Origin of the sequence: Stutzerimonas stutzeri, from assembly GCF_019090095.1 — a bacterium.
Taxonomy (GTDB): Bacteria; Pseudomonadota; Gammaproteobacteria; order Pseudomonadales; family Pseudomonadaceae; genus Stutzerimonas; species Stutzerimonas stutzeri_AN.
On sequence record NZ_JAGQFP010000001.1, the window covers coordinates 563,954 to 585,636 of the forward strand.

22 protein-coding genes and 3 tRNA genes are annotated in these 21,683 nt (G+C 62.0%); 12 read left to right on the top strand and 13 right to left on the bottom strand.

What is annotated here, in order from left to right; genetic code table 11:
* Positions 1 to 73: 73 nt before the first annotated feature.
* From KVO92_RS02340 to KVO92_RS02355, 4 genes are all read left to right on the top strand, one after another.
* Positions 74 to 1,468, top strand: coding sequence for an enolase C-terminal domain-like protein (locus KVO92_RS02340; protein WP_217474079.1), 1,395 nt, complete (start codon positions 74 to 76; stop codon positions 1,466 to 1,468).
* A gap of 52 nt (positions 1,469 to 1,520) precedes the next feature.
* Positions 1,521 to 2,492: a Bug family tripartite tricarboxylate transporter substrate binding protein gene (locus KVO92_RS02345; RefSeq protein WP_217474080.1), complete on the top strand. Its 972-nt coding sequence runs from the start codon at positions 1,521 to 1,523 to the stop codon at positions 2,490 to 2,492.
* Between the two features lie 69 nt (positions 2,493 to 2,561).
* On the top strand, positions 2,562 to 3,050 hold the full coding sequence (locus KVO92_RS02350; protein WP_217474081.1) for a tripartite tricarboxylate transporter TctB family protein: 489 nt from the start codon (positions 2,562 to 2,564) through the stop codon (positions 3,048 to 3,050).
* A 9-nt stretch (positions 3,051 to 3,059) separates the two neighbouring features.
* Positions 3,060 to 4,580 carry a tripartite tricarboxylate transporter permease gene (locus KVO92_RS02355; protein WP_217474082.1) on the top strand — a complete coding sequence of 507 codons (1,521 nt, stop codon included), beginning with the start codon at positions 3,060 to 3,062 and terminating at the stop codon, positions 4,578 to 4,580.
* Between the two features lie 62 nt (positions 4,581 to 4,642).
* On the opposite strand, the gene KVO92_RS02360 is transcribed toward KVO92_RS02355, so the two are convergent.
* A complete protein-coding gene (locus KVO92_RS02360; protein ID WP_217474083.1) occupies positions 4,643 to 5,782 on the bottom strand; it encodes an L-talarate/galactarate dehydratase in 1,140 nt (379 codons plus the stop codon).
* A 102-nt stretch (positions 5,783 to 5,884) separates the two neighbouring features.
* On the opposite strand from KVO92_RS02360, the gene KVO92_RS02365 reads away from it, so the two are divergent.
* Complete coding sequence (locus KVO92_RS02365; RefSeq protein ID WP_217474084.1) at positions 5,885 to 6,790, top strand: LysR substrate-binding domain-containing protein; 906 nt, start codon at positions 5,885 to 5,887, stop codon at positions 6,788 to 6,790.
* Here KVO92_RS02365 and KVO92_RS02370 read toward each other — a convergent pair.
* A complete protein-coding gene (locus KVO92_RS02370) occupies positions 6,778 to 7,935 on the bottom strand; it encodes an L-talarate/galactarate dehydratase (protein ID WP_217474085.1) in 1,158 nt (385 codons plus the stop codon). The two genes, KVO92_RS02365 and KVO92_RS02370, sit on opposite strands and share 13 nt — an antisense overlap.
* Before the next feature lie 126 nt (positions 7,936 to 8,061).
* Positions 8,062 to 9,087 (bottom strand): LacI family DNA-binding transcriptional regulator, encoded by a 1,026-nt coding sequence (locus KVO92_RS02375; RefSeq protein ID WP_254621264.1) that lies wholly within the window; start codon positions 9,085 to 9,087, stop codon positions 8,062 to 8,064.
* Positions 9,088 to 9,490: 403 nt separating this feature from the next.
* Here KVO92_RS02375 and KVO92_RS02380 point away from each other — a divergent pair, with 403 nt between their 5' ends.
* From KVO92_RS02380 to KVO92_RS02405, 6 genes are all read left to right on the top strand, one after another.
* Positions 9,491 to 10,315, top strand: a complete 825-nt coding sequence (locus tag KVO92_RS02380) for an NAD-dependent epimerase/dehydratase family protein (RefSeq protein WP_217474087.1) — start codon at positions 9,491 to 9,493, stop codon at positions 10,313 to 10,315.
* Positions 10,316 to 10,354: 39 nt separating this feature from the next.
* Positions 10,355 to 11,254, top strand: a complete 900-nt coding sequence (locus KVO92_RS02385; RefSeq protein ID WP_217474088.1) for an SMP-30/gluconolactonase/LRE family protein — start codon at positions 10,355 to 10,357, stop codon at positions 11,252 to 11,254.
* 85 nt (positions 11,255 to 11,339) lie between these two features.
* On the top strand, positions 11,340 to 12,314 hold the full coding sequence (locus KVO92_RS02390) for a TRAP transporter substrate-binding protein (RefSeq protein WP_021208227.1): 975 nt from the start codon (positions 11,340 to 11,342) through the stop codon (positions 12,312 to 12,314).
* Between the two features lie 64 nt (positions 12,315 to 12,378).
* Positions 12,379 to 12,906 carry a TRAP transporter small permease gene (locus KVO92_RS02395; protein WP_217474089.1) on the top strand — a complete coding sequence of 176 codons (528 nt, stop codon included), beginning with the start codon at positions 12,379 to 12,381 and terminating at the stop codon, positions 12,904 to 12,906.
* Positions 12,906 to 14,186 carry a TRAP transporter large permease gene (locus KVO92_RS02400; protein WP_217474090.1) on the top strand — a complete coding sequence of 427 codons (1,281 nt, stop codon included), beginning with the start codon at positions 12,906 to 12,908 and terminating at the stop codon, positions 14,184 to 14,186. The genes KVO92_RS02395 and KVO92_RS02400 overlap by 1 nt, the downstream gene beginning before the upstream one ends.
* A 134-nt stretch (positions 14,187 to 14,320) precedes the next feature.
* Positions 14,321 to 15,229, top strand: a complete 909-nt coding sequence (locus tag KVO92_RS02405; protein ID WP_217474091.1) for an EamA family transporter — start codon at positions 14,321 to 14,323, stop codon at positions 15,227 to 15,229.
* A gap of 184 nt (positions 15,230 to 15,413) precedes the next feature.
* On the opposite strand, the gene KVO92_RS02410 is transcribed toward KVO92_RS02405, so the two are convergent.
* On the bottom strand, positions 15,414 to 16,172 hold the full coding sequence (locus KVO92_RS02410) for a FadR/GntR family transcriptional regulator (RefSeq protein WP_217474092.1): 759 nt from the start codon (positions 16,170 to 16,172) through the stop codon (positions 15,414 to 15,416).
* 165 nt (positions 16,173 to 16,337) lie between these two features.
* On the opposite strand from KVO92_RS02410, the gene KVO92_RS02415 reads away from it, so the two are divergent.
* Positions 16,338 to 16,586, top strand: coding sequence for a hypothetical protein (locus tag KVO92_RS02415; RefSeq protein WP_217474093.1), 249 nt, complete (start codon positions 16,338 to 16,340; stop codon positions 16,584 to 16,586).
* Positions 16,587 to 16,653: 67 nt separating this feature from the next.
* Here KVO92_RS02415 and KVO92_RS02420 read toward each other — a convergent pair whose 3' ends face one another.
* The 9 genes from KVO92_RS02420 to gacA all read right to left on the bottom strand — a co-directional run bounded on the left by KVO92_RS02420 (position 16,654) and on the right by gacA (position 21,482).
* Positions 16,654 to 16,899 (bottom strand): hypothetical protein, encoded by a 246-nt coding sequence (locus KVO92_RS02420; RefSeq protein ID WP_217474094.1) that lies wholly within the window; start codon positions 16,897 to 16,899, stop codon positions 16,654 to 16,656.
* A 209-nt stretch (positions 16,900 to 17,108) separates the two neighbouring features.
* Entirely contained in the window at positions 17,109 to 17,387 is a 279-nt protein-coding gene (locus KVO92_RS02425) for a hypothetical protein (protein WP_254621265.1), read from the bottom strand.
* Positions 17,388 to 17,546: 159 nt separating this feature from the next.
* Positions 17,547 to 17,633, bottom strand: a tRNA-Leu gene (locus KVO92_RS02430).
* A 153-nt stretch (positions 17,634 to 17,786) separates the two neighbouring features.
* A complete protein-coding gene (locus tag KVO92_RS02435) occupies positions 17,787 to 17,981 on the bottom strand; it encodes a PLD nuclease N-terminal domain-containing protein (protein ID WP_217474095.1) in 195 nt (64 codons plus the stop codon).
* Between the two features lie 180 nt (positions 17,982 to 18,161).
* Positions 18,162 to 18,235 (bottom strand) — tRNA-Cys (locus KVO92_RS02440).
* Between the two features lie 44 nt (positions 18,236 to 18,279).
* Positions 18,280 to 18,355, bottom strand: a tRNA-Gly gene (locus KVO92_RS02445).
* Positions 18,356 to 18,425: 70 nt separating this feature from the next.
* Positions 18,426 to 18,983, bottom strand: coding sequence for a CDP-diacylglycerol--glycerol-3-phosphate 3-phosphatidyltransferase (pgsA, locus tag KVO92_RS02450; RefSeq protein ID WP_217474096.1), 558 nt, complete (start codon positions 18,981 to 18,983; stop codon positions 18,426 to 18,428).
* A gap of 34 nt (positions 18,984 to 19,017) precedes the next feature.
* The gene (gene uvrC, locus KVO92_RS02455) at positions 19,018 to 20,838 is read right to left on the bottom strand and encodes an excinuclease ABC subunit UvrC (RefSeq protein ID WP_423836218.1); all 1,821 of its coding nucleotides are present in this window, start codon (positions 20,836 to 20,838) and stop codon (positions 19,018 to 19,020) included.
* Positions 20,838 to 21,482, bottom strand: a complete 645-nt coding sequence (gene gacA / locus KVO92_RS02460) for a response regulator transcription factor GacA (RefSeq protein ID WP_217474098.1) — start codon at positions 21,480 to 21,482, stop codon at positions 20,838 to 20,840. Before gacA ends, uvrC begins: the two co-directional genes overlap by 1 nt.
* Positions 21,483 to 21,683: the final 201 nt, after the last annotated feature.

A 21,683-nucleotide genomic window follows, 5' to 3' on the forward strand; every position in this document is an offset into this window, starting at 1 on the left:
GGGTTTGGCTGACGCTCCCCCTTCTCCGCCCCGTTCATTGAGCTCACAAGAACAACCAGGAGCCCGCGACTCGATGTCAGATATCAACGCAATTACCCCTGTCGTGACCCGGATGCAGGTCATCCCCGTGGCGGGCTACGACAGCATGCTGCTGAACCTCTGCGGCGCCCATGCGCCCTATTTCACCCGCAACCTGGTACTGCTCGAAGACAGCGCCGGGCGCAAAGGAATCGGTGAGGTACCCGGCGGCGAAGGCATCCGTCAGGCACTGGAACGCACCAAGGGGCTGGTCGTCGGCCAACAGGTCGGCCGCTACAACCGCATACTCAACACCCTGCGTCAGGCCATAGCGGGCGGCGCAGCGAAAGGGCCTCAGGCCACGCAGCACGAGGTGACCTCCGAAGCCGAGGCCGCGGTACTCAAGCAACCGCACGAGATCAACCTGCGCCTGGACAACGTCATCACCGCGGTCGAAGCCGCCCTCCTCGACCTGCTCGGCCAGCATCTTCAGGTGCCGGTCGCAGAGCTGCTCGGCAGCGGCCAGCAGCGCGACAGCGTGCCGATGCTCGCCTACCTCTTTTATATAGGCGACCGTACCCGCACCGACCTGCCCTATCTGGCCGGCACCGGGTCGGCCGATGACTGGTACCACCTTCGTCATCAGGAAGCGGTGACACCGGAGTCCATCGTCCGGCTCGCCGAGGCCGCGACTGCGCGCTACGGCTTCAAGGACTTCAAGCTCAAGGGCGGCGTGATGCGCGGCAGCGACGAGATGCAGGCCATCGCCGGCATCAAGGCGCGCTTTCCCGATTCACGCGTCACGCTGGACCCCAACGGCGCCTGGTCACTGGCCGAAGCCATCGAGCTTTGCCGCGGCCAAGGCCACATCCTGTCCTACGCCGAAGACCCCTGCGGCCCGGAGAACGGTTACTCCGGTCGCGAAATCATGGCCGAGTTCAAGCGTGCCACCGGCATTCCCACCGCCACCAACATGGTCGCGACCGACTGGCGGCAGATGGGCCACTCGCTGCGGCTGGAAGCTGTCGACATCCCGTTAGCCGATCCGCATTTCTGGACCATGCAGGGCTCGGTGCGGCTGGCGCAGATGTGCGAACAGTTCGGCCTGACCTGGGGTTCGCACTCCAACAACCACTTCGACGTGTCGCTGGCCATGTTCACCCATGCTGCTGCGGCTGCGCCGGGCAACATCACGGCCATCGACACCCACTGGATCTGGCAGGAAGGCCAGGAACGTCTGACCCGCGAGCCGCTGCAGATCGTCGGTGGCGCGGTACAGGTGCCAGACAAGCCGGGCCTCGGTATCGAGCCGGACATGGATCGGATCGCTGCTGCCCACGAGCTTTACAACAAGGTCGCCACCGGCGCCCGGGACGATGCCATGGCCATGCAATACCTGGTGCCTGGCTGGAAGTACGACCCCAAGCAACCGAGCCTGGGCCGTCGATAACCAGAACAGTACAAATGAAGCGCCGCAACCCCACCCACGGAGAGACCCAACAATGAAAAAAGCTATCAGCGCCTCCCTCGTTTCCGCCCTGCTGGCCACCGCAGTCAGCGGTGCCTATGCCGCCGAGACCGAGTGGCCGACTCGCCCTGTGCAGGTCGTGGTGATTGCCAATGCCGGCGGCGATACCGACTTCAATGCCCGCACCATGGCCAAGTACTTCACCAAGCTCACCGGCGAAGCGATGGTCATCACCAACGTCGCCGGCGGCGGTGGCACCCTGGCAGCCGAACAGGTCAAGCAGGCCGACCCGGACGGCAACACCATTCTCTTCACCCATACCGGCCAGTTGATCGTCAACGAAGTCGCCGGCCTGACCGAAGACAGCCTCGATGCATTCGACATCTGCTGCATCGCCGGCGTCGACAAGGGCACCGTATTCGTCGCGTCGAAGAGTTCGGGCCTGAAATCGCTGGAAGACCTGATCTCCAAATCCAAGGCCGAGCCGAGCAGCGTCACCTACGGCACGGAAATGGGCAGCTATTCGCACCTGCAGGGCCTGATGTTCGAGGGCCTCACCGATACCAAACTGAAGATGGTCGACGCCGGCACCGTGTCCGAGAAGGTCGTCGCGCTGTTGGGTGACCGTATCGACCTGGCGGCCATCAGCTACGGCTCGGTGCAGGATTACGTGAAGAGTGGCGAGATGGTCGCTCTGGGCCAGCCCAACGACGAACGCAATCCCTTGCTCGGCGACGTACCGACCTTCAAGGAGCAGGGTGTCGATTTCGTGATGGAGAAACCCTACGTCGTTGCGTTCCCGGACGGCACCGATCCGGCCATCATCGAGAAGATGGCGGGCATCGTGAAGCAGATCACCGAGATGCCCGAGTATGAGGAAGAGCTGCGCAAGACCTTCAAGCAGCCGGTCAGCTATTTTGACACCAACCAGTCGATCGACCGCCTGAAGAACACTCGCGAGGACTTCATGCAGTACAAGGATCAGCTGCGCCAGGGCAAAAAATAAGCACCGCAACACGATGCCGGGCGCGGTCACCGCGTCCGGCAGCCTTTCCTCTGAATCGAGAGTTGTCCCATGGATACCTACAAGAGAAAGGAGTTACTGGTCGGAGCCCTGATGCTGGGCGCCGGCCTGTTCTACCTGTTCCTGACCATCAATCTTCCGCGCAAAGGTTTCATTGACGCTTCCACCGTCCCGTACGTCTTGTCCGTCGGACTCTGTCTGCTGGGTATATTGCAGCTCCTGACCGCAACCCGGGCGACGCATCCGCCCGTCGATCCCGATGCCGATGCCGACCCCTCTGCCGGAACGCCACCGGACTATCCAACGGTATTCAAGACGCTGGGCCTGATCGCCGTGTATGTCGCCCTGCTGCAAAAGGTGGGCTTTCCGATCATGACCGTGCTGTATCTCTATGCGCAGTTCATCGTGATCACACCGCGCGAACAGAAGATCAACCACATCACCTACATCGTCATCGCAGTCGTCACCTCCGCTGTGATCTTTTTCACCTTCCGGCAGGGCTTCGATCTGATGCTCCCGACCGGCTTTCTGAAATTCTAGGAGGCGGCCATGTTCGAACTTCTGCAGGCCGGTTTCGGTGCGGTTTTCTCGCCCTACATATTCATCCTGATCACGCTTGGCGTCGCGGTCGGCATCGTCTTTGGTGCCGTCCCCGGACTTTCGGCGACCATGGCCATCGCCTTGTGCTTGCCACTGACCTACACCATGGGGCCAGCCGCTGGCTTGTCATTGCTGGTCGCACTGTTCATCGGTGCAACCTCCGGCGGCCTGATTTCGGCGATTCTGCTGAAGATCCCGGGTACGCCCGCCTCCATCGCCACGACCTTCGACGGCGGGCCGATGATGGAGAAAGGCGAAGGCCTGAAGGCCTTGGGCGTCGGTGTGGTGTTTTCCTTCATCGGCACGGTGTTCAGTATCGTTGCACTGATGTCGATCGCGCCTTCGCTGGCCAAGATCGCCTTGCGCTTCGGGCCGCACGAATACTTCTCCATCGCGATCTTCTCGTTGACGCTGATCGCCACGCTGTCCACCGGCTCGCTGCTCAAGGGCATCTATGCCGGCACCCTGGGGTTCGCGTTTTCCACCGTAGGGATCGCGCCGGTCGATGCCATTCGCCGCTTCACCTTCGACTCGCCCAACCTCAACGGCGGTTTTGCAATGCTCACGGTGATGATCGGCATGTTCGCCGTGGCCGAGGTGATCAAGATCGCCGAAACAGGCAAGGCCGCGCACAAGAGCAAGATCGCGTCGGTCAGCATGAAGGGCGTCAAGGGCTTCGGCTTCTCCATGAAGGAGTTCTTCGGCCAGATTCCCAATGCGTTTCGCTCGTCGCTGATCGGCATCGGGATCGGCATATTGCCGGGCATCGGCGCCGGCACTTCGAACATCGTCTCCTACATCATCGCCAAGAAGCGCTCCAAGCATCCCGAGCAGTTCGGCAAGGGTGCCGTGGACGGCGTGGTGGCGAGCGAAACCGCCAACAACGCCGGTATTGGCAGCGCCATGATCCCGCTGATGACCCTTGGCATTCCCGGCGACACCGTGACGGCGATCCTGCTCGGTGGCTTCATGATTCACGGCATCCAGCCCGGCCCTCTGTTGTTCGTCAGCCAGGGCGCGTTGGTGTACACCATTTTCGCGGCGCTGATTCTCGCCTCGGTGATGATGCTGGTACTGGAGTTCTACGGCCTGCGGATGTTCATCAAGCTGCTGGCGGTACCCAAGCACATCCTGCTGCCGATCATCCTGGTGCTCTGCGTGGTGGGTGCGTTCGGGTTGAGTAGCCGCGTGTTCGACGTCTGGACCATTCTCCTGTTCGGCCTGATCGGCTATGGCTTTGTCAAAGGCGGTATGCCAGCGGCGCCGTTCATCATCGGTTTCATCCTCGGCCCGATGGCCGAAACCAACCTGCGTCGCGGGCTGATGCTGTCTGACGGCAACTTCATGGGCTTTCTCACCAACCCCATCTCGGCGGCCTTCCTGGCGCTGGCCCTGCTGTCGGTGCTCTGGCATCTGTTCAGCGCACTGCGTGGCCGCAAAAGCGCGGTTGAAAAACTGCAAAGCGCTTGACCCTCTGGCGCTCGTGCAAGCGAGCGCCACCAGGCAATACCGCGCCCTGGCGCGGTTCTGCCTCATCCACGCTGGCCTATCTCGACGTCTGACCGTGTCCACCCTGCCACCCGCTCATGCAGGCTCAAGCCCAGGCCTGGCTGGTCTGGCACGATCATCTGGCCGTCACGTATCTCCAGCCGTTCGTTGAACGCGGGCTCCAACCATTCGAAGTGTTCGACCCAGGTCTGGTGCTCGTAGGCCGCCGCCAGGTGCAAGTGGATTTCCATGACGAAGTGCGGCGCCATGATCATGCCGCGTTGTTCCGCGGCCTGGGCGACCTTGAGGAACGGTGTGATGCCGCCCAGGCGTGGCGCGTCGTGCATGATCACATCGACCGCGCCGCTGTCGACATACCCCAGGGCCTCGGCGGCGCTGGTAAGCATCTCGCCGGTACCGATGGGCGTATCCAGTTGCGTGGCCAGCGCGGCGTGCCCGGCAACGTCATGGGCGTCGAGCGGCTCCTCGATCCATTCCAGTTGGTACTGCTCCAGCGTGCGCCCCATACGCAATGCGGTAATGCGATCCCATTGCTGGTTGACGTCCACCATCAGCGGCACCTCGTCGCCCAGGTGCTTGCGCACCGCCTCGACCCGCTGCAGATCGCGACGCCTGTCCGGTTGCCCGACTTTCATCTTCACGCCGCCTATGCCGCGCTCGCGCGACTGCGTCGCCTTGTCGATGAGCTCTTCGATCGAGGCCTGCAAATAGCCGCCCGAGGTGTTGTAGCAGCGCACCGAGCTGCGCTGCGCGCCCAGTAATTTGGACAGTGGCAGCGCCGCGCGCCGTGCCTTGAGGTCCCACAAGGCGGTGTCGAACGCGGCAATGGCTTGCGCTGCAACGCCACCCCGCCCTACCGAAGCACTGGCCCAGGCCAGCTTGCTCCAGAGTCGGGCGATGTCATTGGGGTCTTCACCGATCAGCAAGGGGGCAAGTTCCTGGGCGTGGGCATATTGCGCCGGCCCGCCGGTGCGCAAGCTGTAGCTGAAGCCCAGCCCGGCGTGCCCCTGTGCAGTTTCGATGTCGGCAAACAACAGGCTGACCGAGGCCAGTGCCGATTGCCGGCCGGTGGCCACCTTGGCATCGCTGACGGTATGCGCCAGCGGAAGCTCCACCGAGCGCAAGCGGATCCAGGTGATGCGGTCAGGGCTGTAGGCTTTCATGTCCACCTTCATCGGTCTCGGTATGCAGGCAGGCATGATGGACGTTGCGATTGATGCAGGGCTAATCTAATCAGCCACTTGATTGATACCGGAAATGGATCAATGTTCGATCTGGCGCAACTTCGATGTTTTACCGCTCTGGCAACGGAGCTGAATTTTCGTCGCGCCGCCGAGCGCCTGCACATGACCCAGCCGCCGCTGAGCCGGCAGATCCAGTTGCTGGAACATCAACTGGGCGTCGTCCTGTTTACCCGCAGTACCCGTGCGGTTGCCCTGACCGCTGCGGGTCGTGCCTTCTTTGTCGAAGCGCAGGCGCTGCTCGAACAGGCCCAGCGGGCGGCGCGGACGGCTCGGCTGATTGCGTTGGGTGAAAGCGGGAGCGTGAGCATCGGCTTCGTTGCCAGTGCGGTCTACGACTTCCTGCCTCGGGTCGTGGCCCAGGCCAGGCGCGACCGCCCCGGTGTGCAGATCGCGCTCCAGGAGATGACCACGTTCGAGCAGTTGCAGGCCCTGCACACGCGGCGCATCGATCTGGCCATCGTGCGGGCGCCGCTGAACCAGCCGGGACTGATCAGCGAGCGTCTGGTATGCGAGCCCTTCGTCTTGGCCGTGCACGACGAGCATCCGTTGGCACGGCTTGAACCGCTCGAACTGGCGGCATTGCACGGCCAGCCGCTCATCATGTATTCGCATGCCGCCTGGCAGCCGTTCAATGAGCTGCTTACCGGCATGTTTCGCGCAAGCGGCGTGCAACCGGACTATGTAGAGTCGCTGGGTACCACCTTGACCATTCTGTCGCTGGTCAATGTCGGCATGGGCCTGGCCCTGGTGCCGCGCAGCGCCAGCGCGGTGAGCTTCGAGCGGGTGCGCTGGCGTGCGCTCGAACTGCCAACAGGCGTGCACAGCGAGCTGCATCTGGTCTGGCGCGACGACAACGACAACCCCGCCGTCGACGCGCTACGTGAAGCGGTTCGCCATGCCGCCAGCGAAACCACTCAGCGCCGCTGACCTACCTCGGCCTGCTGTACTGTCCAGCCGGCCACCCGCTCGCTCAGGCTCAAGCCCAGCCCGGGGCGGTTGGGTACCAACATCCGCCCGTCACGCATCTCCAGCCGCTCCTCGAACAAAGGTTCCAGCCACTCGAAATGCTCGACCCATGGCTCACGAATATGGGTCGCCGCCAGGTGCACGTGCAGTTCCATGGCGAAGTGCGGCGCCAATGTCATGCCGGCCTGCTCGGCCAGGGTCTGTATCCGCAGATAGGGCGTGATGCCGCCCACGCGCGGGGCATCCGGCATCAGGAAGTCGGCCCCGCGCTGACGAATGAACTCCCAGTGTTCAGCCGGGCTGGTGAGCATCTCGCCCGTCGCGATGGGCGTATCGAACTGGCGCACCAGTTCGGCGTGCCCTTCGGCGTCGTAACAATCCAGAGGCTCCTCGATCCACACCAGATCGAAGGGTTCCAGACGTCGACACATGCGGCGCGCGGTCGGCCGGTCCCACTGCTGGTTGGCATCGACCATCAGTGGAAATGCTTCGCCCAGGTGCTGGCGCACCGTGCCGACCCGGTGCAGATCCAGCGCCCAGTCCGGCTGGCCGACCTTGAGTTTGATTCCGCCGATGCCCTTCTCCCTCGAGAGGTCAGTGTTCTTCAAGAGCTGATCCAATGGCGTGTGCAAGAAGCCGCCAGAGGTGTTGTAGCAACGCACCGAGTCACGCTGCGCACCCAGCAGGCGCGCCAGCGACAGCCCGGCACGGCGGGCCTTGAGGTCCCACAGGGCCACGTCGAAGGCGCCGATCGCCTGGGTCGCCAACCCGCTACGGCCCACCGAGGCACCCGCCCAACAGAGCTTGTCCCAGAGCTTGGCGATATCGCTGGGGTTCTCACCGATGAGGTTGGGCGCCACCTCCAGGGCATGGGCAAACTGCCCTGCACCGCCGGCGCGCTTGGAGTAACTGAAACCCAGGCCTTGGTGCCCATCTCGGGTTTCGATTTCGGCGATCAGGATGGCGATTTCGGTCATCGGCTTCTGCCGGCCGGTGAGCACCTTCGCGTCGCTGATCGGGTTGGCCAGCGGCAAGGCCACCGAGCGCAGGCGCAGCCAGGCGATGCGGTCGTCGTCGGCGCAGACGGTTGCGGGCGTGTGGTTCATGGAACCTCCTCGAATGGAACCGACGCACCGCCCGCGCCAGGTGCGACGCGGTCTACACGGCCGTCGGAAAATGGACAGCCCGGTTCAGCCTATGATGATTGCGCAATCATTCAAGCCCCGATTTCGTCAGGCGCTGTCACGGACGATCAGCTCGAAACCGACATCCAGGCGCAACGGATCGCGCGCCAGGGCAGGCGCGTCGATGCGGGCCAGCAACGCTTCGGCAATGGCTCGGCCAATCCGCGGGCTATCGACGCGTACGGTGGTCAGCGGAGGATGGCTGTACGCCGCGCTGGACAGATCTCCAAAGCCCATCACGGCCAGGTCCTCAGGCACAGCCAGCCCGCGACTGGCCGCCTCCGCCAGCACGCCCTGGGCCAGGGTGTCGGAACTGCAGACCACCACCTCGCCAGCCGCATGGCGCGCCAGCAAACGACACAGGCCCTGCCGCCCGACAGCCAAGGTCGCCGGCGCCGGCAGAACCTCCATGGCGATGGGTTCGGCGCCCTGCCCGGCCATCGCCTCGATCAGGCTGCGACAACGCCTCAGCCCACGGGGATCGTCGATGCTCACCACCGACACGCGCCGGTAGCCTTTATCCAGCAGGTACCGGGCCACGGTTCGGCCCACCGCCTCGTGCGAAAAGCCCACCAGCATGTCCAAGGGACGCTCACACAGGTCCCAGGCCTCGACCACCGGAATGCCCACCCGTGCCAGGCATTCACGGCTGTAGCGAGTATGTTCGGTTCCGGTCAGGACGATACCGTCTGGTCGTCGACCCAACACGGCTTCAAGCAGCGCTTGTTCCTGTTCAGCGCTGTAGCCGGTCAGACCGAGCAGTGTCTGATAGCCCGCCTCGGCCAGGCGATCGGTGAGCGCCTGCACGGTGTCGGCGAAGATCGAGTTGGCGATCGTCGGCAGGAAGATCGCCACCAGCCGGCTGCGGCGGCTGGCCAAGGCACCAGCGGCCAGATTGGGCACATAGCCGGTCAGCCTGACGGCTGCCAACACCCGTTTGCGCGTGGCATCGGTAACCAGTTCCGGCCGGCCCAGTGCACGCGAAACGGTGATCGGCGATACGCCCGCGACCTTGGCCACGTCGATCAGCCTGGGCGCGCTGGTTGGCTGCCGGTCGAGTTGTTTTCTTTTCATGGCGACTGACCGTTTCCTCATGACTTGAGCCCTGGCGCGAGCTTGGCGTCTGGGCGGGCTGGGCATTGCTGTGGCGACGTGGTCATCATACAACCTAAAGCCCTTCTTTCGTCTTGCCCTGCCGTGATCGCGCCAGATGCCTTACTCGACTTTAGTGGTATGTGCTTGCCCGAGCGCGACGGCTAGCGTGAGGCCACCAAACAACCCGCAGAATCGCTTATATCCAGCTATTACGCCGCTCTCAGCGGCGCAGCAGGCTATTGTTCGAGGTCTATGCTGACGTCCAGGCAGCATGGAAACGGCCGCGCCGACAGTTGACAAAGCCCGAGGGCGAGCGAAATAATCAGCGCAAGTCATCCGACAACCGATGACATCAAAAACAATAAGCGATGGGCAGACCACAATGACAAGCACGACGACCACACCCACACCCCTCAACCGCCTCCTGCTGACAGGCGCTGCAGGAGGATTGGGCAAGGTGTTACGCGAAACGCTTCGCCCCTACGCCAACATCATTCGCCTCTCCGATATCGCCCCCATCGATCCGCCAGCCGGCCCTCACGAAGAAGTGGTTCAGTGCAACCTGGCCGACAAGGCCGCCGTGCATGCCTTGTGCGAAGGTGTCGATGCCATTGCGCATTTCGGTGGTGTCTCGGTCGAGCGCCCCTTCGAAGAAATTCTCGAAGCCAATATCAAGGGCGTCTTTCACATCTACGAAGCCGCTCGTCGTCACGGCATCAAGCGTGTGATCTTCGCCAGCTCCAACCATGTGATCGGGTTCTACAAGCAGACCGAGAAGATCGACGCCAGTGTCGCCCGCCGCCCTGACAGCTACTACGGATTGTCCAAGTCCTATGGCGAAGACATGGCCAGCTTCTACTTCGATCGCTACGGCATCGAAACCGTCAGCATCCGCATCGGCTCTTCCTTCCCCGAGCCACTCAACCGCCGAATGATGGCGACCTACCTAAGCTACCGCGACCTCACCGACCTCATTGGCCAATCGCTGTTTACGCCCGACGTCCGCCATACCGTGGTCTACGGCGCCTCGGCGAACCGCGACGTCTGGTGGGACAACCACCTGGCCGCACACTTGGGCTTCGAGCCGAAAGATAGCTCCGAGGTTTTCCGCGACAAGATCGAACAGCAGCCACCGTACGCGCCGAATGACCCAGCGCTGATCTACCAGGGCGGCGCCTTCTGCGAGGCTGGGCCGTTCGAAGACTGAGCCGCACGCCACGCCGCGAAAAACAACAAGAGAGTCGCCATGGCAAACCAAGCAGAACTGATCGTCGATGCCCGGAACGCTACCGGGGAAAGCCCGGTCTGGGTCGCCTCCGAGCAAGCCCTCTACTGGGTCGACATTCCCAATCGCCAATTGCTGCGCTGGAAAGCCGCTGACGCTTCGGTGACCCGATGGACCGGCGAGCAGATGATCGCCTGCATCGCACGCCGCGAGGGAAGCGCGAATCGCTGGGTCGCCGGCATGGAGGACGGTGTCTTCGACATCGTTCCGCAGGATGACGGCACGCTTGCCGCGACCCGCCTCACCCAGGTGCAGCATGCACATGCCGGCATGCGCTTCAATGACGGTCGCTGCGACCGCCAGGGGCGCTTCTGGGCCGGCACCATGGTCATGGACATGGCAGCAGGCGTTTCGGCCGGCAAGCTGTATCGCCTCGACGGTTCAACCGACGACGAATCGAGCCAGGCCCGCCTGCAGGATTTCGTGGTGCCCAACGGCCTGGCCTTCAGCCCGGACGGTCGCACCCTGTACCTGTCCGACTCCCACCCCAGCGTGCAAGCCATCTGGGCCTTCGATTACGACATCGACACTGGCATACCGAGCAATCGCCGGCTGTTTGTCGATATGAAGGAGCACCCCGGCCGCCCCGACGGAGCGGCGGTAGACGTCGATGGCTGCTACTGGATCTGCGGCAACGACGCCGGGCTGATCCATCGCTTCACGCCGGACGGCCGCCTCGATCGCTCTCTGCAGGTACCGGTCAAGAAGCCCGCCATGTGCGCTTTTGGCGGGCCTGGCCTGGATACTTTGTTCGTCACATCCATTCGTCCAGTCGGCGACCTGACCGACCAACCATTGGCCGGCGGGGTCTTCGCGCTGCAAGCCGGCGTCGCCGGACTGGAGGAACCTCGTTTTCACTGACGCTTCACCCCAAGGACAGGCTCGGGTTGACCGGCCTTGACGCTTCGCAACGCTGCAAACCAACAACAACAAGACGGAGATTCACATGAACTTCAAACGCAAGTTGCTCATCGCGGCACTCCCCCTCGCGTTCTGCTTGTCGAGCACCGCTCACGCGGCCATGACACTCAAGATCGCTGAGATTCATCCCGCCGGTTACCCCACCGTGGTCGCTCAAGAGCACATGGGCGAGAACATCGAAAAGGCCACCGACGGCGAGCTCAAGTTCCGCATGTTCTCCGGCGGCGTACTGGGTTCGGAAAAGGAAGTCGTCGAGCAGGTCCAGATCGGTGCCGTGCAGATGACCCGTGTCAGCCTGGGCACGCTCGGTCCGGTGGTCCCGGATGTAAACGTGTTCAACATGCCGTTCGTGTTCCGCGATCATGAACACATGCGCAAGGTCATCGATGGCGAAATCGGTCAGGAGATCCTCGACAAGATCACCAACTCCGAATTCAACATGGTCGGCCTGGCGTGGATGGACGGCGGCGTTCGCAACCTCTACACCAAAAAGCCGGTACGCAGCCTCGAAGACCTCAAGGGCATGAAGATCCGAGTCATCGGTAACCCGATGTTCATCGAGACCTTCAACGCATTGGGTGCCAGCGGCATCGCCATGGACACCGGTGAGATTTTCAGTGCGCTGCAAACCGGTGTGGTCGATGGCGCGGAGAACAATCCGCCGACTATGCTCGAGCACAACCACTTCCGTAGTGCCAAGTACTACACCCTGACCGGCCACCTGATCCTCCCCGAGCCGATCGTGATTTCCAAGGCCACCTGGAACAAGCTCACGCCCGAGCAGCAGGAGATCGTCAAGAAGTACGCCAAGGAAGCGCAGTTCGAAGAGCGCAAGCTGTGGGACGAAAAGACCGCCAGCAGCGAAGCCAAGCTCAAGGAAGCCGGCGTCGAGTTCATCGAGGTGGACAAGAAGCCCTTCTTCGATGCTACCGCTCCGATTCGTGAGAAGTACGGCGCGCCCTATGCCGACCTGATCAAGCGTATCGAAGCGGTCCAGTGATTCGTTCTCTTTGAAAAACTCGCGGCGGCGGGCCTGCACCGCCGCCGCGCTTGTGGTGAACCTGATGAAAAACACGCTGCTGCGCGTCAACGACGCGATCTACATGACCTGCGTATGGGTAGCTGGCCTGGCCATCGTGGTCATGTCCATGATCATCCCCTGGGGGATCTTCGCGCGCTACGTGCTGGGCACTGGGGCCGGTTGGCCAGAACCCGTAGCCATCCTGCTGATGGTGATCTTTACCTTTCTCGGCGCTGCCGCCAGTTACAGGGCCGGCGCGCATATGGCCGTGAGCATGTTCACCGATCGCCTGCCGCCGTTTTTGCACCGCCACGTCGAGTTAGTGGTGCAGATTCTGATGGGCATCATCTGTCTGTTCATGGCCATCTGGGGCGTGAAGCTGTGTATCGCGACCTGGAACCAGTTCATGAGTACGCTGCCGACCTTGCGCGTCGGGATTACCTACTCGCCGATTCCGATTGGTGGCGCCATCACGCTGCTGTTCGTGCTCGAACGGCTGTTATTTGGCGACCAGAGCAAGCGTCGCGTCGTTGATTACGAATTCGTTGAAAACAGCAAGGAGGCCGTGTAATGGACGCACTGATTCTGCTCGGCAGCTTTGCCATCCTCTTTCTGTTGCGTATGCCGGTGGCCTACGCCCTGGGTTTGTCCGCACTGATCGGCGCCTGGTGGATCGACATTCCGTTCGATGCGGTGATGATTCAGGTCGCTGGCGGCGTCAACAAGTTCTCGCTGCTGGCCATCCCCTTCTTCGTGCTGGCGGGCGCGATCATGGCCGAAGGCGGCATGTCCCGCCGGCTGGTGGCGTTCGCCGGTGTGCTGGTCGGTTTCGTTCGTGGCGGACTGTCGCTGGTCAATATCATGGCCTCGACCTTCTTCGGCGCCATCTCCGGCTCGTCTCTGGCTGACACCGCCTCGGTGGGCTCGGTACTGATTCCGGAAATGGAGAAGAAGGGCTACCCGCGCGAGTTCTCCACCGCGGTCACGGTCAGTGGCTCGGTGCAGGCGCTGCTCACCCCACCCAGCCACAACTCGGTGCTCTACTCGCTGGCAGCTGGCGGAACGGTATCGATTTCCTCGCTGTTCATCGCCGGCATCGGCCCTGGGCTGCTGCTGAGCGCGGTGATGATGAGCATGTGCCTGCTGTTCGCTCGGGCGCGCAACTATCCCAAGGGAGAGGTCATTCCGCTGCGCCAGGCGTTGAAGATCTGCGCCGAAGCGCTCTGGGGCCTGATGACCATGGTCATCATTCTCGGCGGCATCCTCTCGGGCGTCTTCACCGCGACCGAGTCCGCGTCGATCGCCGTGGTCTGGGCGTTCTTCGTGACCATGTTCATCTACCGCGACTACAAGTGGCACGAGCTGCCGAAACTGCTGCACCGCACCGTGCGCACCCTGTCGGTGGTGATGATCCTGATCGCCTTCGCCGCCAGCTTCGGCTACATCATGACCCTGATGCAGATCCCGTCGAAGATCACCACGCTGTTCCTGACGCTGTCAGACAACCGCTACGTGATCCTGATGTGCATCAACCTGATGCTGCTGGTGCTGGGCACGCTGATGGACATGGCGCCGTTGATTCTGATCCTCACACCGATCCTGATGCCAGTCATCACCGGCATTGGAGTCGACCCGGTGCACTTCGGCATGATCATGCTGGTCAACCTCGGTATCGGGCTGATCACGCCACCGGTCGGTGCGGTACTCTTCGTTGGCGCAGCGATTGGCAAAGTGACCATCGAGAATACCGTGAAGGCGCTGCTGCCCTTCTATATCGCGCTGTTCATGGTGCTTCTTGCGGTCACGTACATTCCCGCCATTTCCCTCTGGCTGCCGAGCATGGTGCTCTGACAGTCCTCGGCGCAGGAATGAGGACGCCGCCCACCCGGGCGGCGTTTTGCTTTGCACGCCAGGAAATGATTCACAAACCATCGACATGAATAGTGCCGACGCCAAAACGGATGGCCCAGGCCAGGACTGACCTCATGCAAACTGCTGCGCCATTTCCACGCCATATCGCCGTACTGATTCTGGCCACGCTGGCCTGCTCGTTCGCCGGCAACCATATCGCTGCCCGCATCGCGTTCGATCACGACACCGGCCTGCTGCTGGCCATGCTTTGCCGTGCCGGCGTCACGCTGTTGGTCTTGAGCGGATTGGTGTTCTGGCGGCGCGAATCCCTGCGTCTGAGCGGCGCCACCTGGCGTTGGCAGATCCTGCTCGGCCTGCTGATCGCGGTTCAGAGCTTCTGCATCTATTCGGCCGTGGCGCGTATCCCCGTTGCGCTGGCTCTTTTGGTGGTCAATCTTTCGCCCATCATGCTTGCGCTGCTGACCTGGGCGCTAGGTGGGCCACGGCCGAGCCGCCAGGCGCTGGCAATCATGAGCATGATCCTGTTCGGTCTGGTGTTGGTACTCGACGTTCCGGCACGCTTGCTCAGCAGCGAGGCACCGGATGGGCAGTGGACCGCCGGTGTTCTGTTCAGCCTGACCGCCGCCGCGGTGTTTGCCGTGGCGCTGTGGGTGACCGAGCACAAGCTATCGAAAATGGCCGGCTCGGTTCGCAGCATGCTGACGCTGATCGTAGTGTTCACGGCGTCTACCCTGCTCGGTGCCAGCGGCCTGATACCGGGCGGTTTGAGCCTACCCAGCGCCACCGCCGGTTGGGTTGCGCTGGGGTGCCTGGTGTTGCTCTACGGGGCGGCGTTCTCGACGCTGTTCATTTTCATGCCGCGTCTGAACATCGCGCGCAATGCACCGGTGATGAACATGGAGCCGGTTGCCGGCATGCTGTTGGGCTGGCTGGTATTGGGCCAATTACTCGGCCCCTGGCAGGTGCTGGGCGGCCTGATCGTGGTCAGCGGGATCGTTCTGCTGGCCTACCGCAAGCACTGAGGGAAGGGAAAACAGCAACGAGCGAACCGGCGCGCAAGCTTTGTCGTGTCGGGCCGCCGTCTGACAGGACGGTGAGCGGTTGCAGGGATCAGCAAAGCGCCCGGACAGCCTCGCTGGTTGGACAGGTCCCGAACGCAAGGCCAGCCGTACGACGGCGGCCTCTCACTGTAACGTACGGCGTTGGTCAGCCCTGCTCGACCTTGTCGGTCTCGGCCTCTTCGTGCGCGTGGCGCAGCCGCTCGCGGCTGTTGGTTAAATGCAGGCGCATCGCGGCGCGAGCGGATTCAGCATCCTGCCGGGCGATCGCATCATAGATCTGCTCATGCTCACGCCCGAGACGCTGCTGGTAGTGCGGCTGATCGTCATGCGCGAGACGCGCCGAGTTCAGGCGGCTACGCGGAATGATCGCGGTGCCCAGATGGTTCATGATGTCGGTGAAATAGCGATTGCCGGTCGCCTCGGCGATCTGCAGGTGGAACTGGAAGTCCGACACCGCCGCCTCGCTCGAGAGCGCGGCGCTCTGCTGCAACGAGTCGAGAAATGCCCGCATCGCTGCCAACTGCTCAGGGGTCCGACGCGTTGCCGCCAACCCGGCCGATTCGACCTCGAGGCTGATACGCAACTCGAGAATGGCCAATACATCGCGCAAGGTGCCGATGGTCGCCGGATCGATACGAAGCCCGGTGGTACTGGGCGTATCGAGCACGAAGGTACCGATACCATGGCGGGTTTCCACCAAGCCCGAGGCCTGCAGACGGGAAATAGCCTCGCGTACTACCGTCCTGCTCACACCCTGCGCCTGCATGATGGCTGACTCGGTAGGCAGCTTGTCGCCACGCTTGATGACCCCGTCGCGTATTTGCTGAGACAGCTCGGTCACCAGTTCCTGGGCAAGGCTGCGGTGCTTTCGGCGAGCGCGTGGCTGAGCGATCTGGTTTTCCATGACGCATCGATCTCTATGTGAAGCGAAGTAAGCCGTATCATAGCCCAGTAGTTGTACGATAACTATCGGCCTTCAGTACATAGGCCTCGACCTCGCGTCCGAAACCCGCCGCGCCCGCAACTGGCTCCTATACTGACGAGGCCACCCTCTCAGGAGACCGACATCATGCGCCGCCTTGTGCTTACTTTCGCCGCCGCCCTCATCAGCACCCCGCTCTGGGCAATGCATTGCCCAATGGACATGGCGAAGATCGACGAACAGCTGAAAACCAATCCGCCGAGCGACCCGGCCATCCTCACCAGGGTGCAAGCCCTGCGTGCCGAAGGCGAAAAGCTCCATAACGCCGGGGATCATGAGCAGTCGCTCAAGGTATTGGGAGAAGCCGAAGAGCTGCTCGGGATGAAAAACGAATAGTGCTACCCGTCCCTGCCGAGCGGTTGCCGTGTGGGCGGCCGCTCGGCAGGGACGGGCGGCGTCGCGGTCAGTCCGCCACGCAGCGAATACGCAGCTCCTTGCGATCGAAATTCTCTTCGCTACTCAACGTCTCGTAGCCCGCCGGGCAGGCTCGTTGCGCCTGGGTCTCACAGCCGGGTTGCCCGGCGACTTTGGTACAAGCGAAGACGTACTCATCGCTCCCGTCGGCAGGAGGAACGTGCTCGATGGCGCTGCAACCGGCCAGAAGAGCCAGGCCGGCAATCACACCGTATGGCTTGATCAGATTATTCATTGTCAGTCCGAACATGATGCAGGTGGAACGAGACACCCTGGTCGAACGCGATCCGGAACAGACACGCTTAGTTCGTAGGGCGCCTCGCCGATTGCAGAGAGACGAAGCGTGATGAGCATTTGCCGTGCGACGCTCAGGCACCATCAAAGCTTGCTCAGCACTATGAACGGTCCCGCGCGAGGGGTATCGCAAGCAAGTGGCAACCAGACCTAGCGCGGGTTGGGCGTGTCGTCCATTTCGGCGTTGTCGACATCGATGTCTGGCGCTTCGCGCTCGATCGGAACGCCATCCGCACGATCCCGCGGTCGGCCCAGTTCGTTATTCGGCAATTCATCGACGCCCGCCTGGTCATCCGGGTTCACGTCGGTGCGCCCGGGGCTCAGTGGCGGTGCGGAGCCAGGAATCACCACGCCGTCATCGTCGCTTTCAGCGCGGCCGTTCGTAGGGAATGCGCCCTGCGGTTTCTGATCGTCTCGCTCGGTACTCATGTCTCACCTCTTCGTTACCCGTACAGATAGGAGGATCGACAGGCGTGTGCGTTCAGGCAGACAGGTTGCCGTTGGTCAAATACGAACTTGCGGACCGCAGAAACGAAAAAACCGGCTGCAGAGGCCGGTCTTCAAGAGATTACGATATCGTCACGCCGATGGTGCCCGGAGCGGGAATCGAACCCGCATACCCTTTCGGATGAGGGATTTTAAGTCCCTTGCGTCTACCAGTTTCGCCATCCGGGCAGGACGGTGAACGCGATGCTCCATCGCGGCGCAGGACTATAACCAGCCACCCGTCCAGGTGCAACCCGAACGACACTGAACATACAACGAGCTTCGCGTGATGTGCATCAGCGCAGACAACCACCACCGCGAGCGCGGTGGCAACGTGGTTTTTCAATGCTGGCGACGCAGGCCGACGATCAGCCAGAACACCAGACCAAGGACAGGAAACAGTGCGATGCCGATCGCCCACAGAGCTTTGGCGCCAACCGTACGATCGCTCTTGAAAACGCTGACGATAGCGAGCAGATCCAGTGCGATGACAATCACGGCAGCCGCTATAGCCAAGTAACTTACTGCATCCGACATACCCTGCTCCTCGTTGGCCTCTGTGCGTGAGGCCACGAGCAAGCCGGTACAGTTCCGTTTTCAGGCTTCGGCAAGCCGCACCGCGCCGCTATCGACCGCCGGTGCATTCGACTGACCCGCCGTGCGCCAAATCGAAGGCATAAAAAAACCGCAAGCTTGCGCTTGCGGTTTCTTTACTAATGGAGGCCGATGTCGGAATCGAACCGGCGTACACGGATTTGCAATCCGCTGCATAACCACTCTGCCAACCGGCCTCAAAACGATGACGCCGCATACTGCGGCGTCATCGTCAACAAACTGGAGCGGGAAACGAGACTCGAACTCGCGACCCCGACCTTGGCAAGGTCGTGCTCTACCAACTGAGCTATTCCCGCATCGTCTTGGTGACGGGCGCCATTTTATAGTTTCAGCAGCGCCCGTCAAGCCTTTGATTAAAAAAGTTTTTTATTTCTTTTCGGATGGGCTGAGGTGAGGCCAGGCGGCCATCAGGTAATTGGCCATCGACCATAGCGTCAACGCCGCGGCGATGATCAGCAAGGCATAGCCAAGCCCGACCCAAACCGTCGCCAAAGGCGGGTTGGCCAGCAGAATGATCAACGCCACCATCTGCGCCGCCGTCTTCCATTTGCCCAGGTTCGATACCGCTACATGAGCACGCGCGCCCAGCTCGGCCATCCATTCGCGCAACGCCGATACCACGATCTCCCGACCGATGATGATGGTCGCCGGCAGGGTCAGCCAGAGGTTTGCGTGTTCTTCGACCAGCAGTACCAAGGCCACCGCCACCATCAGCTTGTCGGCCACCGGATCCAGGAAGGCGCCGAATGGGGTGCTCTGTTGAAGCCTGCGAGCCAGATAACCATCCAGCCAATCGGTGACCGCGGCAATGGTGAACACAGCGCTGGCCGCCAGGTAGCTCCACTGAAACGGAAGATAGAACAGCAGGACGATGATCGGTATCAGCAGTACGCGCAGCACGGTGAGAATGTTTGGAATGTTCATCGATACCACTGATCCGCGAATGTAGGAGGTGATTCTACTCACTGTGCAAAGCGGCATAAATCGATTCGGCGAGCTTTTTGCTGATGCCTGGTGCCTTGGCGATTTCATCGAGACTGGCGCGACAGAGTTCCTGAAGACCACCGAAGTGTTTGAGCAGTTCTCGGCGGCGCTTCGGCCCTATACCCGGTACGCCTTCGAGGGTCGAGGTCATCCGCGCCTTGCCACGTCTTGCCCGGTGACCGGTGATGGCGAAGCGGTGGGCCTCGTCGCGCACCTGCTGTATCAGATGCAGCGCCGGCGAGTCCCCGGGCAGCGTGAATTCATGCGCCGCATCATTGAGATAGAGCGTCTCCAGGCCGGGCTTGCGGGTCACACCCTTGGCCACGCCGAGCAGGATCAACTCCGGTACCGCGAGCTCCTGAAGGACTTCACGCGCCATGTTGAGCTGCCCCTTGCCGCCGTCCACCAAGAGGATGTCCGGCAGCTTACCCTCCCCTTCGGCGGCCTTCTTGAAGCGGCGGGATAGCGCCTGGTGCATCGCGGCATAGTCGTCACCGGCGGTCACGCCTTCGATGTTGTAGCGGCGATAGTCGGACTTCAGCGGACCTTCCGGACCGAAGACGACACAGGATGCAACCGTTGCCTCGCCACTGGAATGGCTGATGTCGAAGCATTCGAGCCGGGTCGGCAGCTCGTCCAGCTCCAGCGCCTCGGCAAGCGACTGGAAGCGCGCAGCCAGATGCTGTCGATTCGCCAGGCGGGCGCCCAATGCCTGCTCAGCGTTGGTCAGGGCCAGCTGTTGCCAGCGCGCGCGCGTGCCGCGGACGCGATGGCTGATGGTCAGTTCGACCTCGCGCAGCTCGGCGATCGCGCTGATCAGCGTTTCGAAGTCTTCGTGAACGGAATTGACGATCAGCTCAGCTGGCAGATCGCGTTCCATGGAGCTGAGGTAGTACTGCTCCAGAAACGCCTGCAACACATCGCTGACGCTCTCTTCGATGGCCACCTGCGGAAAGAAATTCTTGGAGCCGAGCACCCGCCCGGCACGCACGCTGATCAGGTGCACGCAGGCGCCACCGGGGCTGACCACGGCGGCGACGATGTCTACGTTACCGCTACCACCCTCCATGCTCTGTTGGTCCTGCACTCGGCGCAGGATGCCAATCTGGTCGCGGATCTCAGCGGCACGCTCGAAATCGAGCGCCATCGCGGCCTTTTCCATGTTGCGCGACAGTTCTTCGGCCAGGGCATTGCTGCGCCCTTCCAGGAACATCACCGAATGCCGGACGTCCTCGGCGTATTCGTCCGGGCTGACCAGATTGACGCAGGGCGCCTTGCAGCGCTTGATCTGGTACTGCAGGCAGGGCCGGGTGCGATTGCGGTAATAGCTATCTTCACACTGGCGCACGAAGAACGCCTTCTGCAACAGGCTGAGACTTTCGCGAATGGCGCCGGCGCTGGGATAGGGCCCGAAATAGCGTCCCGGCTCCTTTTTTGCACCGCGGTGAATACTGAGCCGGGGAAAGTCGCCGCTCGAGAGAAACACGTAGGGATACGACTTGTCGTCGCGCAGCAGGATGTTATACGGCGGACGCCACTGCTTGATCAGTGTCTGTTCGAGCAATAGCGCTTCGGTTTCGTTGGCCGTGATAGTGGTCTCGACCTGCGCGATCTTGGCCACCAGCGCTGCGGTTTTCGGCGCCTGTCCGGTCTTGCGGAAGTAGCTCGCCAGCCGCTTCTTGAGGTTTTTCGCCTTCCCGACATAAAGCAGCTTGGCGTCGGCATCGAACATCCGGTACACGCCGGGACGTCCGCTGCATGAGGCCAGGAACGCGGAAGAATCGAACCCGCTCATCAATTGATGGTGTCGACCATGCCGTGGCGAACCGCGAGCAAGGCCAGTTCGACGTCGCTGGTGATCGCAAGCTTTTCGTAGATACGGTAGCGGTAGGTGTTGACCGTCTTGGGCGACAAGCACAGCTTGTCGGAAATGGCCTGAACCTTCTGGCAGTTGGCGATCATCAGCGCGATCTGAATTTCACGTTCGGACAACAGATCGAAGGGGGAGCCGTTTACCTTGGGCTGGAACGATTTCAATGCGAGCTGCTGGGCAATCTGCGGGCTGATGTAACGCTGTCCGGCGAATACCATTCGGATCGCCTGGATCATCTCATCGAGTGCGGCGCCCTTGGTCAGATAACCGGCTGCACCGGCCTGCAACAGGCGAGTCGGGAAGGGATCTTCCTCGCAGACGGTGACGGCAATGACCTTGATGTCCGGATGGCTGCGGAGGAGCTTGCGAGTGGCCTCGAGACCACCGATACCCGGCATCTTGACATCCATCAGTACGACGTCCGGCTTGAGCTCGCGCGACTTCTTGATCGCGGCCTCACCGGATTCCGCCTGACCGATCACCTGTAGGCCATCGATATCGGCGAGCATCCTGGAAATGCCTGTGCGTACCAGATCGTGGTCATCGACCACTAGCACCCTAATCAAGCAGACACCTCTTTATTGCGAATTCAAAGCTGGCTGGCTGCTCGCTTCATCAGCGGCGAACTCTAACAAAATCTTACTGGCTTACCCAGACCATACATCGCTACGTGGCCAGATGACAGCATGCGACACCTTTAATCCGGCCCGGCGGGCGCTCAAGGCAGCATACAAGCTAGCCGCCGGTTACGTTGCCGCCTCGGCTTA